Source organism: Thiobacter subterraneus (assembly GCF_055379455.1).
In genome coordinates, this window is record NZ_AP042402.1 from 2,205,001 (window position 1) to 2,220,451 (window position 15,451).

A 15,451-nucleotide genomic window follows, 5' to 3' on the forward strand; every position below is an offset into this window, starting at 1 on the left:
CGCCGGGTAGCTAAGTGCGGAAGAGATAAACGCTGAAAGCATCTAAGCGTGAAACTCGCCCGAAGATGAGATCTCCCCGGGGGCCGGCTTTATGCCTCCTGGAAGGATTGGGCAGGCTTCGCCGCCGCGTGCACCCGCACGCAGGGCAAAGCATCCCTACCACCACCAGGAGACAGGGGGCATAAAGCCGGACCCCCCTGAAGGGTCGTCGAAGACCACGACGTTGATAGGCTGGGTGTGGAAGCGTGGCAACACGTTAAGCTAACCAGTACTAATTGCCCGTGAGGCTTGACCCTATCCCCTCAGGCAGCTTGCGAAACCGCAATCAAACCCGACTTCTTCCAAATTGGCTGTGACGTCCCCAAAAACGCCACAGCAACAAGTTACGCTTGGCGGCCATAGCAGCCTGGACCCACCCCTTCCCATCCCGAACAGGACCGTGAAACGGGCTCGCGCCGATGATAGTAGAGATCCCCTCTGCGAAAGTAGGTCACCGCCAGGCACCCCCACACACCACAAAAAGCCCTGATACAACATCAGGGCTTTTTGCTTTCCAGGCACCGGAAGCCCCTGTGCCACCCCTGTGCTACCATCGGCGCGTTTCCCCTTCGACGCTGCGAGTATGTTGCCCCTCACCTTTTCCGTGCTGCGCCGGTTGAGCCACGAGGAATTTCGCTCGGGGGAGGCCATTGCCGGCGAGCTGGGGGTCTCTCGCGCCAGTGTGTGCAACGCCCTGGGCAATGTCCAGCAACTTGGGGTGGAGGTCCACCGGGTGCGGGGCCGCGGTTATCGGCTGGCGCAGCCCCTGGACTGGATCGATCCCCAGGCGCTGGCGGCGCGGCTGGCGGGCCGCTTCAGCCTGTCGGTGCGGGACGTGCTGGAATCCACCAACAGCACGCTGGCGCTGGAGGCCGCGCGGGGCGCGCCCCACCGCAGCTGCCTGGTGGCCGAGCTCCAGACCGCGGGACGGGGCCGCCGGGGCCGCCGCTGGGAGAGTGCGCTGGGAGGCAGTCTCACGTTCTCGCTGTTGTGGCGGTTCCCCCATGGGGTGGCGCAACTGTCGGGGCTCAGTCTCGCGGTTGGCCTGGCGCTGCAGCGCGCCCTGGTGGCCCTGGGCCTTGGCGACACGGCCCTCAAGTGGCCCAATGACCTGCTGCATGGGCATCGCAAGCTGGGGGGCATTCTGGTGGAACTGCAAGGCGATGCGCTGGGACCGACGGCGGCGGTGATTGGTGTGGGCATCAACGTGCGCCTGGGAGCGGTCAGGGAGCGCATCGATCAGGCGGTGACCGATCTGGCCACGCTGCAGCCGGAACTGCCCTCCCGAACGGAGCTGCTGGCGAGCCTGCTTGGCCACCTCGACGAAGTGCTCTCCCAATTCGAGGCGACGGGCTTTGCCCCCCTGCGCGAGGATTGGCAGGCCGCACACGCCTACCATGAGCGCCCGGTGGCGCTGCTGCTGCCCTCGGGCGCGCGTGTCGAAGGGACGGTGGCCGGGGTGGCCGAGGATGGGGCCCTGCTGCTGCGCACCGGGCGCGGCATGGAGCGTTTCGCCAGCGGGGAGATCAGCCTGCGTCCGCTGCGGGACGTGGCGCCGGCGGCCTGAGGGAGCATGCATGCTGCTTGCCATCGATGCCGGCAACAGTTTCGTGAAGCTCGGCTGGCACGACGGGCGCGCCTGGCGCAGCGTGGAGCGTATTCCCCTGGCGCAGTTCGACACCTTTGCCGCAGCCTGGCAGGGACCATTGCCGGAGCGGGTGGTGATCGCGGACGTGGCGGGAGACCGTTTCCGCCAGCCCATGGAACGCCTCATGGCCACCTGGTCGCGGCCCGTGCTGTGGGTGCGCGCCAGGGAGCGGGAGTGCGGCGTGACCAATCGCTACCGACAGCCTGAACAGCTGGGGGTGGACCGCTGGTGTGCCCTGGTGGCGGCCCACCTGCTCACACCGGGGCCCAAGCTGGTGGTGAGCGTGGGTACGGCAGTCACCGTGGATGCGCTCACTGGGGCGGGGGTGTTCGAAGGAGGACTGATCCTGCCCGGGGTGGAACTCATGAAACGGGCCCTCGCCGCCCACACCGCCGGGCTGGGTGAGCTGCCGGGCAGCTTCACGGCCTTTCCCCAGGATACCGGCAGCGCCATGCACACGGGGGCCCTGCTTGCCATCGCCGGTGCGGTGGAGCGCATGGCCGCGCTGGTCGCCGGGCGCGAAGGGCTGGTTGAGATCCTGCTGACGGGTGGGGGTGCCGAAGCGCTGGAACCGCTGCTCACGGGCCCGGTGCGGCGCGCGCCCAATCTGGTCCTTGACGGCCTGCTGCGCATCGCGCAGGAGAGAGGGTTCGCATGAGGGTGGTGTTCTTCATTCTGCTGCTCGCCAATGTGGCGCTGTTGGGCTATTTCCTGGTCAAACCCCAGGCTGCGGGGAGCAGCCCACGGCCGCCTCTGCATCCGGAGGCGATCCGCATTGCGACCGTGGCGTCTGCCCCAGTCCCGAACGAACCGGCGCAAGCCGGCCAATGTTTGGAATGGACGGGCCTTGATGCGGCGGCGCTGGCGCGGGCCCGTGGGGCACTGGAAGCGCTGGGCCTGAAAGACCGCCTGGTGCTGTCCCCGGCGACGGATTACTGGGTGCACGTTCCACCCTTCAAGACCCGGGCCGAAGCGGAGAAGAAGCTGACGGAACTGCGCGGGCTGGGCATCGACGAGGCCACGCTGGTGGAGGAGGAGGGCCCCTGGCGCCATGCCATCTCACTGGCAGCGTTTGCCAGCCGGGAGGAGGCCGACCTCTACCTTGCGCAATTGCGCGAAAAGGGCGTGAAATCGGCGCGCGTGCTGGAGCGACAGCCTCCCGCCGGCACCATCACCGTGATCCAGGTGGACGAGGCGCTGCGCGCCAGGCTGGAACAGCTCGCCGCGGGCTACGACGGGACCGAACTCAGGCGTGTTGCCTGCCGCCTGCCGTGACCGCCGCTTCTTCGTCGGTTGGGAAGATCTTGCCCGGATTGAGGATGCCCCGCGGGTCGAACACGCGTTTCACGTCCCGCATCACCCCCAGGGTCACGGGATCGATCTCGCGGCCCACGTAGGGCCGCTTTTCCCGGCCCACGCCGTGCTCGCCCGACAGGGTGCCACGCAGGCGCAGCACCAGGTCGAAGATCCGGTCCAGACAGGCCTCACCGCGCCGGAGTTCGTCCTCTTGCTCCGGATGCACCAGCAGATTGACGTGGATGTTGCCGTTGCCGGCGTGACCGAAATTCACGTTGGCCACCCGGTATTCCCGCGCGAGTGCCGCCACGCCGGTCAGGAACTCGGGCAGATGGGACACGGGCACCACCACGTCCTCGTTGATTTTCTTCGGCGCGACGTCCCGCAGCAAAGGGGAGAGGGCCTTGCGGGCCGCCCACAGGCTTTGCGTGTCCGCCACCGGCCGGGCCTCGATCAGCTCGGGGTCGGCGCAGGCAGCGACAATCGCTTGCTGGGCCGTTTCGATCTCAGCGGGGCTGCCGTCCACCTCGATCATGAGCATGGCGCGCGTTTCCTCCGGGACCAGCCCAGGGTAATGGGCGCGAATGAGATCCAGGGCGCCCGCGTCCAGGAATTCCAGTGCACTGGGCACCCGCGGCTGGGCCATGATGCGCGTGATGGCGCGGGCGCAGGCAGCGAGATCCCGGTAGTGGGCGGTCACGCCGGCGCTGGCCTCGGGCAGCGGCGTGAGTTTGAGCACGGCCTCGGTGATCACCGCGAGCGTGCCCTCGGAGCCCACGATGAGTCGGGTGAGGTCATAGCCCACCACACCCTTGGTGGTGTAGGTGCCCGTGCGGATGATCTCGCCCTTGCCGGTGACGGCGGTGAGGGCCAGCACGTGGTCCCGGGTCACACCGTACTTCACCGCATGGGGACCGGCGGCGCAGGTGGCGAGGTTGCCGCCCACGGTGCAGTAGGCGGCGCTGGAAGGATCGGGCGGCCAGAAGAAGCCATGGGGGCGCGCGGCGTCCTGCACCTGCTGGTTGAGCACACCCGGTTGCACCACCATCACCCGGTTGGCCGGATCCACGGCGAGGATGCGGTGCATGCGTTCCAGGGAGAGCACCAGCCCGCCCCGCTCCGGCACGCTGCCGCCGGCGGTGCCGGTGCCCCGTCCCCGGGGCGTGAGTGGCACGCCGTGTTCATGGCAGGCCGCCACGATGGCCTGCACTTCCCCGGTGGTAACGGGAAAGGCCACCGCCTCGGGGACGGCGGGCCTGCGGCTGTTGTCGTAGGCGTAGGCCAGGCAGTCGGCGGCGCTGGTCAGGAAACGCTCAGGGCCGAGGAGATGCGCAAGCCGGGCGGTGAAGGCGGCGGGTAGCATGGGCTTCTCGCGGGAAACCTGGAATGTTAGCACCGAAGCCCGGCTGTGCCGGCGCGGCGCGTCGTTCCGAGGCTGGGGAAACCACGGTTCCCACCATGCCGCGCCAGGTTTTCAGGGCAGGCGGATCACGGCGAGCAGGATATCGTCTTCCGGCGGCCGGCCGGCGAGGTGCTGTTCGAGGCGCGCGAGCAGGGCAGGGAAGGGATTGCCCGGTGTGGCAGTGATGGTCTCCTCCAGGGCTGCCGCGCCCAGGGCCGAGGCGTGGACGTGGCCGGCCTCGGACAGTCCGTCCGAATAGATCACCAGCCAGCCCGGCTCGGACCAGGCGAGTTCCTCGCAGCTGTCCTCCGGCGCTTCCCCTTCATCTGCCGCGATGCCCAGGGGCAGCCGGCACCCACCCAGCGGCACCGGAGGCTGGCCGGCGAAGCAGAGCAGGGGCCGCGGCATGCCGGCGGTCCACAGGGACAGGCGTTTCTGGGCCTCGTTGACTTCCACCAGACAGGCGGCCACGAAATGGCCGGTGGGCACCAGTTCGCGCAGGCGCCGGTTCATTTCCCGGGCGATGAGGCCGATGTCCAGTCCCTTGCCGGCCATGGCCTGGAAAATGCCCGCCACCGGCAACAGGCTCACCGCGGCGGGGAGCCCGTGGCCCATGGCGTCGGCAGCGAACACGAACAGCCGGCCATCGGGCGCGCGCTGGCTCAGGATGATGTCCCCGCTGAAAGTCTCCGCAGGAATCACCTTCCACTGGAGCAGGGGGTCGTCGAGCTGGGCACGCGCCACCATGCGTTCCACCAGTTCACGCGTGACGCGCCGCTCTTCCTCGATGCGCTCGCGGTAACCCTGCAGCTCGGCCAGGGTATTGGCCAGGCGCTGTTCCTGGCGCTTGCGTTCCGAGATGTCCTCGATCACCGCCACGAAATGCCGCCGTCCCAGCCATTCCATTTCCGTGAGGGTCACCGAGATGGGCACCAGGCTGCCATCCTTGCGCTTGCCGAAGATGTCCCGGCCGCGGCCCATGACCGTGGCTTCGCCGGTGGCGCGGTAGCGGGCCATGTAGGCGTCGTGGCGATGGGCATCCGGCAGGGGCATCAGCATGGAGACGTTGCGCCCCACCACCTCCGCGGCCTGATAGCCGAAGATGCGTTCCGCCGCCGGATTGAAGCTTTCCACGATGCCCTGGGCATCGGTGGCGACGATCCCGTCCAGCACGTGATCGAACAGCGTTTGCAGGCGGTGCATGTCCAGCAGGCGCCGCTGCAGCGCCAGGCTCTTGCCCACCAGCAGCAGGCGGCTTTCCAGCTGCGACGTCTCGACGGGCTTGGGCAGCCAGTCATCGATGCCGGCACGCAGGCAGTTGCCGGGATCGGGCGGCGTATCGGTGAGGAGAAGAAGGGGCACCCAGCGTTGTGCATCGGTGATTGCCCGCAGGCGCGCCGGCAGGGGTGAGGCGTCCGCGACACACAGGGGCTGGTCCAGCAGCACGACGTCCGGTGGTTTGGCCTGAAACTGGCTCAACAGTTCCTGCGCGTCTGCCACGAGGCGCAGGCGGTGCCCCGCCGGAGCCAGGAGGCGTTCCAGGCTCGTGCGTGTCTCGGCGCAGGGACTGGCGGCGAGCAGGTCGAGATGGGCCGGATATTCCAGTGTTTCGCCGGCGACGCCGAAATCCGGCCCGGGCAGGCGGGTCCAGCCCCAGGCATTCATCGGTCGAGTGTCCTCCTCCAGTGGGCCCAAGGCCCTGCCGCCTGTTGCGGGCGGCTCGTTATTAACCATGCCAACTATATGGAAATGGGCGGCGGGGTGCAAGCGTGCCGGAGTCAGCTACGGGCGCGGATGCGCTGCACCAGGGCGGTGGTGGAACGGCTGTGGAGGAAGGGAATGGAATGGACCTGGCCGCCCCAGCCCAGGACCTCGGCGGCGCCGACGATGCGTTCCACGGGCCAGTCGCCGCCTTTCACCAGGATGTCCGGGCGCACGCGCAGAATGAGTTCCAGGGGCGTGTCGGCATCGAACAGGGTGACGGCGGAGACGCTCTCCAGGGCGGCGAGCACCGCCTGCCGGTCGGCTTCGTCGTTGATGGGCCGGTCCGGCCCCTTGCCCTGCCGGCGCACCGAGGCGTCGCTGTTCACGGCCACCAGCAGGCTTGCACCCAGGGCGCGCGCCTGGGCGAGATAGGTGACGTGACCGCGGTGGAGGATGTCGAAGCAGCCGTTGGTGAACACCAGCGGCCGCGGCAGCTCTGCAACCCGTGCCGCCAGTGTGTCCGGGGCGATGATCTTGCGCTCGAAGGCGGGTGGCGGGTAGTCCGGCATCAATCCAGATATTCGAACAGGCGCACCACCCGCTTCACGCCGGGCGTGGTGGCGGCGAGGTCGGTGGCGGCCTCGGCTTCGGCGCGCTTGACCAGCCCCATGAGATAGACCACGCCCGCTTCCGTCACCACCTTGACGTGGTTGGCGTTGAATTTGCGGGCCTCCACCATGCGCGCCTTGACGCGGGTGGTGATGTAGGTGTCGTTGCTGCGCTCGGGAAAGGAGCTGGGCTGGCCGATCACGGTCTCATTGAAGACCTGGCGCACGTTGGGCACACCCTTGGCGATGTCCGCCACGGCCGCACGGGTGGCCTCGTCCGGCACCTCGCCCGTGAGCAGCACCGCGAGGTTGTAGCTCGTGACATTGACGTGGGTGTTGCTGCCGAAGCGTTCCGCGATGCGGTTGGCCACCTTGAGCTCGATGTTCTGGTCTTCGATGTAGATGCCCGAGGTGCGGCGGTCGTCCGCCATCAGCACACCGGCGCCCACGCCGGTGGCCACCACCGGAAAGCAGCCGGGCAGAGCGGGCAGGCAGGCGAGCAGGGCCAGCAGACAGAGCTTGCGCATCATTCGGCTCCCAGAAGCAGGTAATCGATGGCGTCGCACAGACAGTGCAGGGTGAGCAGATGCACTTCCTGAATACGGGCAGTGACGCTGGAAGGCACGCAAATGTGGATGTCGTCCGGCGTAAGCACCTCCGCGATTTGGCCGCCGCCGTTGCCGGTGAGAGCGATCACGGCGATCTCCCGCTCGTGGGCGGCGTGCACCGCCTCCAGCACATTGCGCGAATTGCCGCTGGTGGAGATGGCCAGCAGCAGGTCCCCCGGCTGGCCCAGGGCCCGCACCTGTTTGGCGAACACCTGTTCGTAGGCGTAATCGTTGGCGATGGAGGTGAGGGTCGAGGTATCGGTGGTGAGGGCGATGGCTGCCAGCCCCGGCCGCTCCCGCTCGAAGCGGTTGAGCAGTTCCGAGGAGAAATGCTGGGAATCCGCCGCCGAGCCGCCGTTGCCGCAGGCCATGATCTTGCCGTCGCGCATGAGGCAGGCCACCATGCGCTCGGCCGCCTGGCCGATGGGTTCGGCCAGCACCTCCATGGCCTGCAGCTTGAGGTGGGCGCTGTCTGTGAAATGCTGGTGGATGCGGCTGGCAAGATCCATGGCGAAGGGAGAGGAAGGGCCGGCATCAGTCGGCGCTGAAGGCATTGCGCAGCCATTCTATCGTGGGGGGTTGGCCGGTGCCAAGCAACACCACGTCGAAGCGGCAGGGCGGCAGCGGCTTCTGGCTGGCGAGGAACTGGCGCGCGGTGGCGATGATGCGGCCCTGCTTTGCGCGGGTGATGCTGGCGGCGGCGCTGCCGAAGCGCTGGCTTGAACGCAGGCGCACTTCCACGAACACCAGGGTGGCGCCGTCGCGCAGAATGAGGTCGATTTCGCCGAAACGGGAACGATAGTGGCGCGTGACCAGTGTGAGGCCCTGCTCCAGGAGATAGGCCAGCGCCGCCTGTTCCCCCGCTTCGCCGGTTCGGCGGCTGTCGGTCATGGGTTGGCCAGTTCCAGCACCACCACCGTGTCCTGCTGGAACTCGGCGGGCACGCCGGTACGGTGCACCATCTGGTCCCCACCGATAGAGAGCCGGCCGGTGACGCCATCCAGGCTCAGGCCCGGGTGCGCGCCGCCCCGCCACATCAGGCTGGCCAGACGTTGCGCGTCGATGCCCAGGGCGTAGAGCCGTTCCAGCTCCACGTTGAGCGCCGGCTGCGGGCGCGGATAGATCATCACCGCCGGATGATCCGGCTGCAGCAGCCAGGGCATGTCCACAAAGCGCACGCTGCCGAGATCCACGTTGCGGGCATCCTGCAGCCGCCCGCCGAAGGCCTGGGAGGTGGCATAGACGGGCAGGAGCGGCGAGAGATAGGGACGCACCGCGCGCGCTTCCGGTGCCGAGGCGGCGAGGAAGATCATGTCCGCACCGGCCGGCAGCGCAGCGGCCTTGAGCGCGGCTTCCCGTCCCGGCGTGAAGCGCAACTGGGCGGCGAGACTTCCGCCGAGGGCCTGCCAGCGGGTGCGGAAGGCGGCCTGCATGCGTTGCGCAAGGGGCGAGTCGGCCACCACGATCAGGGCCTGACGGCGGCCGTCGCGCCAGGCGAGATCCGCCACCTGGCGTGCTTCCTCTTCGGCGGACAGGCCAAACAGCAGCAGTTCAGCCGGCAGAGTAAGACCTTCGCGTTCCGGCAGCGCAAGGCTCAGGGTGGGCATGCTGACCTGACCGCTGCGCACCAGGGCGCCCACGGCAGGGCGGGTGAGAGGGCCCACCACCACCCGCGCCCCGGCGGCGAGCGCCTGGCCGTAGGCCGCCGTGACGTCTTCCGGGTCCTCGCCGGTGGCATAGACGCGCCAGGGCGGTGCGCCATCTTGCGCGGCAGCCGCGGCGAAGCCCTGGCGCACGGCCTCGGCGGGCGGGCGCAGCGCGGCGCTTTTCAATGGCAGCAGGAGCGCGATGTGGGGGCCATTCTCTGGTAGGCTCCCATCCAGCGCCCACGCGGCGGGCGCAAGGCCCGACAGCGAGCAGAGCAGGATGAGGAAATGACGCAGGCCCATGCGGGGAGGCAGGAGGCAGGACGGGGCTCATTATACGTGGTGGCCACGCCCATCGGTAACCTGAGGGACATCACCCTCCGGGCCATGGACGTGCTGGCCGCGGTGGACCGCGTGGCGGCCGAGGATACGCGCGTGACCGCGCACCTGCTGGCCCACTTGGGGCTGTCCAAGCCGCTGTTTTCCGTGCGCGAGCACAACGAGCAGGCCGGTGCCCGCACCATCATCGGGGCGCTGGAGCGGGGCGAGTCGGTGGCGCTGGTCACCGATGCCGGCACGCCCGGGGTGAGCGACCCGGGCGCGCGGGTGGTGGCGGCGGTGCGTGCCGCCGGGTTCAGAGTGGTGCCCGTGCCGGGACCCAGTGCGTTGACTGCGGCCTGGTCGGTGGCGGGACTGCCGGATGAGCATCTGCTGTGGTATGGCTTTCTGCCCACCAGGGCCGCGCAGCGGCGCGGGGTGCTGGAGTCCCTGCGGGCGCTGCCCTATGCGCTGGCGTTCTACGAATCTCCCCACCGCATTGGCGACACGCTCGCCGACTTCGCCGCGCTGTTCGAGCCGGGGCGGACCCTGGTCATCGCGCGGGAACTCACCAAGCTGTTCGAGGAGATCCACGTCTGCCCCGTGGCACAAGGGCCTGCCTGGCTGCAGGCGGACGCGAACCGCAGTCGCGGCGAGTTCGTGCTCATCGTCTCAGGTGCCCCACGGCAGGCGGCGGATGAAACCGAGGCACGCCGGGTGCTGCAGGTCCTGCTCCAGGAATTGCCGGCCAGCCAGGCTGCGCGGCTGGCCGCGGCTCTCACGGGCATGAAGCGTCAGGCCCTCTACGAGCTCGCCCTGCGGCTCAAGGAGCCGTGACGGCGGCTTCAGCGCGTGGCGCGCACCTCGTCGAAGATCTCCGTGAGGTCCTTCTCCCAGCGTTCGAACACGGGCGCAAGGGCCGGCTGGGGGAAGAATTCCCGGAGTACCGTGGGACGTGCCGCGGTGAGGATAGTCTGGCCCTCCTCCGCAAAGATGGCCACGTTGAGGGGAAGGTAAGGAATGAGCTCCGGATGTTCCGCGGCGAGCCGTTCCACCTCTCCCGGCCGGCCGTAGAACACCACGCGGTAGCGGTCGGTCTTGTAGCCCTTCATTTCCAGTCCCACGTCCACCCGCTGCACCTTGGCCACCTTGTAGCCCCGGGCTGCGATGGCCGCCTGCAGGGTGGCCATGGCTTCCTCGAAATTCTGCGTCGAGCGCACGATGAGCAGCTGGTCGGCCCATGCCGACGCACCCAGCCCCAGCCAAAGGAAGAGGGTGAAGAGGCCGGTGACGAGTTTTTTCATAGGGCGGCCTCCTCCATGATGGTCTGGTAGAGCTTGGTCATCTGATCGCACATCTCGTTGAGCTCGCTGTTGTTGAAGATCCGGGCCAGCCGCTTGGGGTTGATGCTCATCATGCGCACCTTGCCATCCTGTTCCACCACCGTGATGCGGCAGGGCAGGAACAGCCCCACGCGCGGATCGATGGCGAGCGCCTGGTTGAGCATGCCGAAGTTGCAGAAATAGACGATGTGCTGTTTGGGATTTTCCTGGCCCTCGGGCACGATGCCCGCGTCGAGTTTCTGCTCCCGGATGAACACGAAATTGTTGGAAGTCGCCGCGCGCTTGACGTTCTCCACCGTGGTGGCCAGGTCATAGGGGGAATCCACGATGAACACCGGCTGGTCGCTATCCGCCACCGTGGCCGCCGGCGGATGCTTTTCCAGGCTGCGCACGAAGGCCACGATGTCGTTGAGATCGCGATCGGACAGGCCGCGCGGCTTGAACGCCACCATGGGGGTGCCGGCGCGACCCTTGACCAGGGTGTTGCGGATCTGCGCGTCGCTGGCCGAGGCGAGATAGCCGGGATTGTTGAGCGCCGGCGGCATGATGGGCAGGTCGCGCGGACGCGAGAAGGTGACGCCGGTGCCGTGGCTGCCTTCGCCATGGGCGCCATGGCAGCCGGCACAGTAGCGGCCGAACAGACGCTCACCCCGTGCGGCATCGCCCCTGACGGGTTTGCGGTCGAACACCGGCCGCTTGCCGGTATGCCACCGGCGCAGGTGGGCGATGATGGCATCCACCTCGGCATCGCTCAGGTGGGTGAAGGCGGGCATCACCCGGCCGGGACGGCCCAGACGAATGGTGCGGCGCAGATATTCGTCATCCACCGTGGCCTGGAAGGAAGGCAGGGCCAGGGGCACGCCAATGCCGCCGCGGCCGTCCTCGCCGTGACAGGCGGCACAGTGGCGGGAATAGAGGGTGGCACCGTCCACGGCATGGACGGGTGCCGCGAACCACGCGGCAAATCCCAGCATGAACGCGACACAGAGCCGGCGCAGGCGGATCATCAAAGGCTCCTTTTGAGGACAATTTTCTCCACAAATATAGCCGGGATCGGCCCGCCGTGCAAAAGCGGCGGGGAGGGCCTGCTGCGCTTGCCGCGCGGGCATGGGCTATACTGCCCGCCTTTCCTGCCTGCCTTCGCCTGCCATGGAACTCACTCTCACCCGCCCCGACGACTGGCATCTGCACCTGCGTGACGGGCCTGCGCTCGCCTCGGTGCTGCCGGACACCGCGCGGCGCTTCGCGCGCGCCATCGTCATGCCGAATCTGAAGCCGCCGGTGACCACCACGGAAATGGCGCGTGCCTACCGGCAGCGCATCCTAGCGGCGCTGCCGCCGGGCCTTGCCTTCGAGCCGCTGATGACGCTCTATCTCACGGACAACACGCCACCGGCGGAAATCAGCGCGGCGCGCGCCAGCGGCCTGGTGCACGGCGTGAAGTATTACCCGGCGGGGGCCACCACCCACTCCGATGCCGGCGTGACCGACATCAGCCGCTGTTTCGACACGCTGGCGGTGATGGAGGAGGTGGGCATGCCGCTCCTCATCCACGGCGAAGTCACCGATCCCGGGGTGGATGTGTTCGACCGGGAAGCCGTCTTCATCGAACGCGTGCTGATGCCGCTCCTTAAGCGCTTCCCCCGCCTGAAGGTGGTGCTGGAGCACATCACCACGCGCGATGCGGTGCAGTTCGTGGAAAGTGCGCCGCCCAACGTCGCGGCGACCATCACCGTGCATCATTTGCTCTACAACCGCAATGCCATGTTTGCCGGCGGCATCCGGCCCCACATGTACTGCCTGCCGGTGCTCAAGCGCGAGACCCATCGCCAGGCGCTGCTGGCCGCGGCCACCAGCGGCAATCCCAAGTTCTTCCTGGGTACCGACAGCGCGCCCCACGCCCGCCACGCCAAGGAAACGGCCTGCGGCTGCGCCGGCATCTATACCGCCCATGCCGCCATCGAACTCTATGCCGAGGTGTTCGAGGCCATGGGTGCGCTGTCACGGCTGGAGGTCTTTGCCAGCTTTCATGGTGCGGATTTCTATGGTCTGCCGCGCAACCGTGACCGCCTCACCCTGGTCCGCGAGACCTGGACGGTGCCCCGCGAGCTGGCCTTCGGCCAGGACACCCTGGTGCCCCTGCGGGCCGGCGAGACCGTGGCCTGGCGGCTGGTTTCCCCAGAATCAAACCAAGCGAACCCCACATGAGCCTGGAACCCCTGCCTCCGGAACGGCTGTTCCGTGCCTGCGACCCCGCCTGCTTTCCCTTCGAGACCACGGAGGAAGTGCCGGAACTCACGGAATTCATCGGCCAGGCGCGCGCGGAGGCGGCCATCCGCTTCGGCGCCGGCATGCGCCACGAGGGTTACAACGTGTACGCTCTGGGCCCGCCGGGGACCGGCAAGCGTTCCCTGGTGGAGCAGCTGCTGCGGGACAAGGCTGCCCAGGCGCCGGTACCGGACGACTGGTGCTATGTGTTCAACTTCCGCGAAACCCACCGGCCGCGGGCGCTGCGGCTGCCGGCCGGGCGCGGCGCACGGCTGCGCGCGGACATGGCACGGCTGGTGGAAGAGCTGCGCGTGGCGATTCCCGGTGCCTTCGAGTCGGACCAGTATCGGGCGCGCCTGGAGGCCATCCACACCGAATACAGCGAGCGCCAGGAGAAGGCCATCACGGAGCTGGGCGAGGATGCCGCGGCGCACGGCATCGCCCTATTGCGCACGCCGGACGGCTTCGTGTTCGCCCCCTTGCGCGAGGGGCGGGTGCTCTCCCCGGAGGAGTACGACAAGCTGCCGGACGAGGAGAAGAAGCGCATCGACGAGCAGGTGGCGGGGTATCAGGCGCGCCTGGAGGAAATCCTGCGCAACATCCCGAAATGGCGGCGGGAGATGCGTGATGCGCTCACGCGCCTGAATCAGGAAACGGCCGACCTGGCGGTGGGTCAGCTCATGGACGACCTGTTCGCCGCCTACCAGGACCTGCCCGCGGTGGCGGCCTATCTGCAGGCCGTGCGCGAGGACGTGCTCGCCCACACGGAACTCTTCCTCAAGCAGGAAGCCGCAGGTCCCGGCCCCGAGCTGTCCGTGTTCCACCGTTACCAGGTGAATCTGCTGGTGGATCACGCTGACTCCCGGGGAGCGCCCATCATCACCGAGGATCATCCCACCTACAACAACCTGATCGGCCGCGTGGAGCACCTCGCCCAGATGGGCGCGCTGGTGACGGATTTCACCCTGATCAAGCCCGGGGCGCTGCACCGCGCCAACGGCGGCTATCTGCTGCTGGAGGCCCATCGTGTGCTCGCCCAGCCCTTCGCCTGGGAAGCCCTGAAACGCGCGCTCTACGCCCGCTCCCTGCGCATCGAGTCGGTGGGCCAGCTGCTGAGTCTGGTGCCCACCGTTTCCCTGGAGCCGGAGGAGATCCCGCTGGATGTGAAGGTGGTGCTGCTGGGCGAGCGCTTCCTGTATTTCCTGTTGCAGGAACTGGACCCGGAATTTGCCGAGCTGTTCAAGGTGGCCGCGGATTTCGAGGATGCCCTGCCGCGCAACGACCACAATGCCCAGCTCTACGCACGCCTGATCGCCACCCTGGCGCGGCGCGAGGGACTGTTGCCCTTCCGGCGCGAGGCGGTGGCGCGGGTGGTGGAACACGCCTCGCGCCTGGCCGAGGACGCCGAAAAACTCACCGCCCACATGCGCAGCGTGGCAGACCTGTTGCGTCAGGCTGACCACTGGGCGCGCGAGTCCGGTGCCACGCAGGTGGAGGCGGGCCATGTGGATCAGGCCATCGCCGCCAAGGAGGCACGCAGCGACCGCATCAGGCGCCGCATCCAGGAGGAAATCCTGCGCGGCACGCTAATCATCGACACCGACGGCGCGGTGGTGGGCAGCATCAACGGCCTGTCGGTGGTGGAGCTGGGAGACGCCCGCTTTGCCCACCCCACCCGCATCACCGCCACCACACGCATCGGCGACGGCGACGTGATCAACATCGAGCGGGAGGTGGAGCTGTCGGGCGCCATCCACTCCAAGGGGGTGATGATTCTCGCCTCGTTCCTGGCCGCCCGTTATGCGCGCAGCCGGCCCCTGTCGCTTTCCGCGAGTCTGGTGTTCGAGCAGTCCTATGGTTTCGTGGAAGGCGACTCGGCCTCGCTGGCGGAGCTGTGCGCCCTGCTGTCGGATCTGGCGCAGGCACCGATCCGGCAGGCGCTGGCGGTCACCGGCTCGGTCAACCAGTTCGGCCAGGTCCAGGCCATCGGCGCGGTGAACGACAAGATCGAGGGTTTCTTCGACATTTGCGCGGCACGGGGACTCACCGGGGAACAGGGCGTCATCATCCCGGCGGCGAATGTGAAGCACCTCATGCTCCGGCGCGAGGTGCGCGAGGCCTGCGCCGCCGGCCGCTTCCACATCTACGCGGTGGAGACGGTGGACGAGGCGATCGAGCTGCTCACGGGCATTCCCGCCGGTCTGCCGGACGAGCAGGGCAATCTGCCCGAAGGCAGCATCAACTGGCGGGTGGCGGCCCAGCTCTACGAACTCTCCCTCATCCGCCAGGAATTCGCCGGGACGGCTGGCAGGAAGAAGCGCCGGAAAGAGGAGTGATCCGGCCGCGGCTTGGGTGCCGAAGAGCCTGCGACAGGTCCTGTCGCGGCTAAAGCCGCTCCCACAGGGTGCGGGGTCCTGGTTTGGTGGGAGGCGCTTTAGCGGCGAAGGCTTGCGAAAGGCATCATCGCGGCTGAAGCCGCTCCCACAGGGTGAGCGGCCCTTTGGTTGGTGGGAGGCGCTTTAGCGGCGAAGGCTTGGGAAAGGCATCATCGCGGCTGAAGCCGCTCCCACA

The 15,451-nt window shown here is 68.1% G+C and carries 15 protein-coding genes and 2 rRNA genes (1 of these 17 cut by a window edge); 8 read left to right on the forward strand and 9 right to left on the reverse strand.

Features of this window, described 5'->3' with window-relative positions; genetic code table 11:
- From ACZ42P_RS10925 to ACZ42P_RS10945, 5 genes are all read left to right on the forward strand, one after another.
- Nucleotides 1-296, forward strand: a 23S ribosomal RNA gene (locus ACZ42P_RS10925) (it extends 3,320 nt beyond the left edge of the window).
- A gap of 92 nt (nucleotides 297-388) precedes the next feature.
- Nucleotides 389-502, forward strand: a 5S ribosomal RNA gene (gene rrf / locus ACZ42P_RS10930).
- A gap of 120 nt (nucleotides 503-622) precedes the next feature.
- On the forward strand, nucleotides 623-1,606 hold the full coding sequence (locus ACZ42P_RS10935; RefSeq protein WP_464897569.1) for a biotin--[acetyl-CoA-carboxylase] ligase: 984 nt from the start codon (nucleotides 623-625) through the stop codon (nucleotides 1,604-1,606).
- A 10-nt stretch (nucleotides 1,607-1,616) separates the two neighbouring features.
- Nucleotides 1,617-2,345 carry a type III pantothenate kinase gene (locus tag ACZ42P_RS10940; protein WP_464897570.1) on the forward strand — a complete coding sequence of 243 codons (729 nt, stop codon included), beginning with the start codon at nucleotides 1,617-1,619 and terminating at the stop codon, nucleotides 2,343-2,345.
- Entirely contained in the window at nucleotides 2,342-2,962 is a 621-nt protein-coding gene (locus tag ACZ42P_RS10945; protein WP_464897571.1) for an SPOR domain-containing protein, read from the forward strand. Before ACZ42P_RS10940 ends, ACZ42P_RS10945 begins: the two co-directional genes overlap by 4 nt.
- Here ACZ42P_RS10945 and ACZ42P_RS10950 read toward each other — a convergent pair.
- The 7 genes from ACZ42P_RS10950 to ACZ42P_RS10980 all read right to left on the reverse strand — a co-directional run bounded on the left by ACZ42P_RS10950 (nucleotide 2,934) and on the right by ACZ42P_RS10980 (nucleotide 9,254).
- Nucleotides 2,934-4,346 carry an FAD-binding oxidoreductase gene (locus ACZ42P_RS10950; protein ID WP_464897572.1) on the reverse strand — a complete coding sequence of 471 codons (1,413 nt, stop codon included), beginning with the start codon at nucleotides 4,344-4,346 and terminating at the stop codon, nucleotides 2,934-2,936. The genes ACZ42P_RS10945 and ACZ42P_RS10950 overlap by 29 nt on opposite strands.
- A gap of 111 nt (nucleotides 4,347-4,457) precedes the next feature.
- The gene (locus ACZ42P_RS10955; protein WP_464897573.1) at nucleotides 4,458-6,050 is read right to left on the reverse strand and encodes a SpoIIE family protein phosphatase; all 1,593 of its coding nucleotides are present in this window, start codon (nucleotides 6,048-6,050) and stop codon (nucleotides 4,458-4,460) included.
- 113 nt (nucleotides 6,051-6,163) lie between these two features.
- A complete protein-coding gene (gene rfaE2, locus ACZ42P_RS10960) occupies nucleotides 6,164-6,658 on the reverse strand; it encodes a D-glycero-beta-D-manno-heptose 1-phosphate adenylyltransferase (RefSeq protein WP_464897574.1) in 495 nt (164 codons plus the stop codon).
- On the reverse strand, nucleotides 6,658-7,227 hold the full coding sequence (locus tag ACZ42P_RS10965; protein ID WP_464897575.1) for a BON domain-containing protein: 570 nt from the start codon (nucleotides 7,225-7,227) through the stop codon (nucleotides 6,658-6,660). The genes rfaE2 and ACZ42P_RS10965 overlap by 1 nt, the downstream gene beginning before the upstream one ends.
- Complete coding sequence (locus ACZ42P_RS10970; protein ID WP_464897576.1) at nucleotides 7,224-7,814, reverse strand: phosphoheptose isomerase; 591 nt, start codon at nucleotides 7,812-7,814, stop codon at nucleotides 7,224-7,226. The genes ACZ42P_RS10965 and ACZ42P_RS10970 overlap by 4 nt, the downstream gene beginning before the upstream one ends.
- A gap of 25 nt (nucleotides 7,815-7,839) precedes the next feature.
- The gene (locus ACZ42P_RS10975) at nucleotides 7,840-8,196 is read right to left on the reverse strand and encodes a YraN family protein (RefSeq protein ID WP_464897577.1); all 357 of its coding nucleotides are present in this window, start codon (nucleotides 8,194-8,196) and stop codon (nucleotides 7,840-7,842) included.
- Nucleotides 8,193-9,254: a penicillin-binding protein activator gene (locus tag ACZ42P_RS10980; RefSeq protein WP_464897578.1), complete on the reverse strand. Its 1,062-nt coding sequence runs from the start codon at nucleotides 9,252-9,254 to the stop codon at nucleotides 8,193-8,195. Before ACZ42P_RS10980 ends, ACZ42P_RS10975 begins: the two co-directional genes overlap by 4 nt.
- Here ACZ42P_RS10980 and rsmI point away from each other — a divergent pair.
- The gene (rsmI, locus tag ACZ42P_RS10985; RefSeq protein WP_464897579.1) at nucleotides 9,240-10,106 is read left to right on the forward strand and encodes a 16S rRNA (cytidine(1402)-2'-O)-methyltransferase; all 867 of its coding nucleotides are present in this window, start codon (nucleotides 9,240-9,242) and stop codon (nucleotides 10,104-10,106) included. The genes ACZ42P_RS10980 and rsmI overlap by 15 nt on opposite strands.
- Before the next feature lie 8 nt (nucleotides 10,107-10,114).
- On the opposite strand, the gene ACZ42P_RS10990 is transcribed toward rsmI, so the two are convergent.
- A complete protein-coding gene (locus ACZ42P_RS10990; RefSeq protein WP_464897580.1) occupies nucleotides 10,115-10,573 on the reverse strand; it encodes a DUF302 domain-containing protein in 459 nt (152 codons plus the stop codon).
- Nucleotides 10,570-11,619, reverse strand: a complete 1,050-nt coding sequence (locus tag ACZ42P_RS10995; protein WP_464897581.1) for a c-type cytochrome — start codon at nucleotides 11,617-11,619, stop codon at nucleotides 10,570-10,572. The genes ACZ42P_RS10990 and ACZ42P_RS10995 overlap by 4 nt, the downstream gene beginning before the upstream one ends.
- A gap of 142 nt (nucleotides 11,620-11,761) precedes the next feature.
- Here ACZ42P_RS10995 and pyrC point away from each other — a divergent pair, with 142 nt between their 5' ends.
- Both pyrC and ACZ42P_RS11005 read left to right on the forward strand, forming a co-directional pair.
- Nucleotides 11,762-12,820: a dihydroorotase gene (gene pyrC, locus ACZ42P_RS11000; RefSeq protein WP_464897582.1), complete on the forward strand. Its 1,059-nt coding sequence runs from the start codon at nucleotides 11,762-11,764 to the stop codon at nucleotides 12,818-12,820.
- Nucleotides 12,817-15,216 (forward strand): Lon protease family protein, encoded by a 2,400-nt coding sequence (locus ACZ42P_RS11005; protein ID WP_464897583.1) that lies wholly within the window; start codon nucleotides 12,817-12,819, stop codon nucleotides 15,214-15,216. Before pyrC ends, ACZ42P_RS11005 begins: the two co-directional genes overlap by 4 nt.
- Nucleotides 15,217-15,451 lie beyond the last annotated feature (235 nt).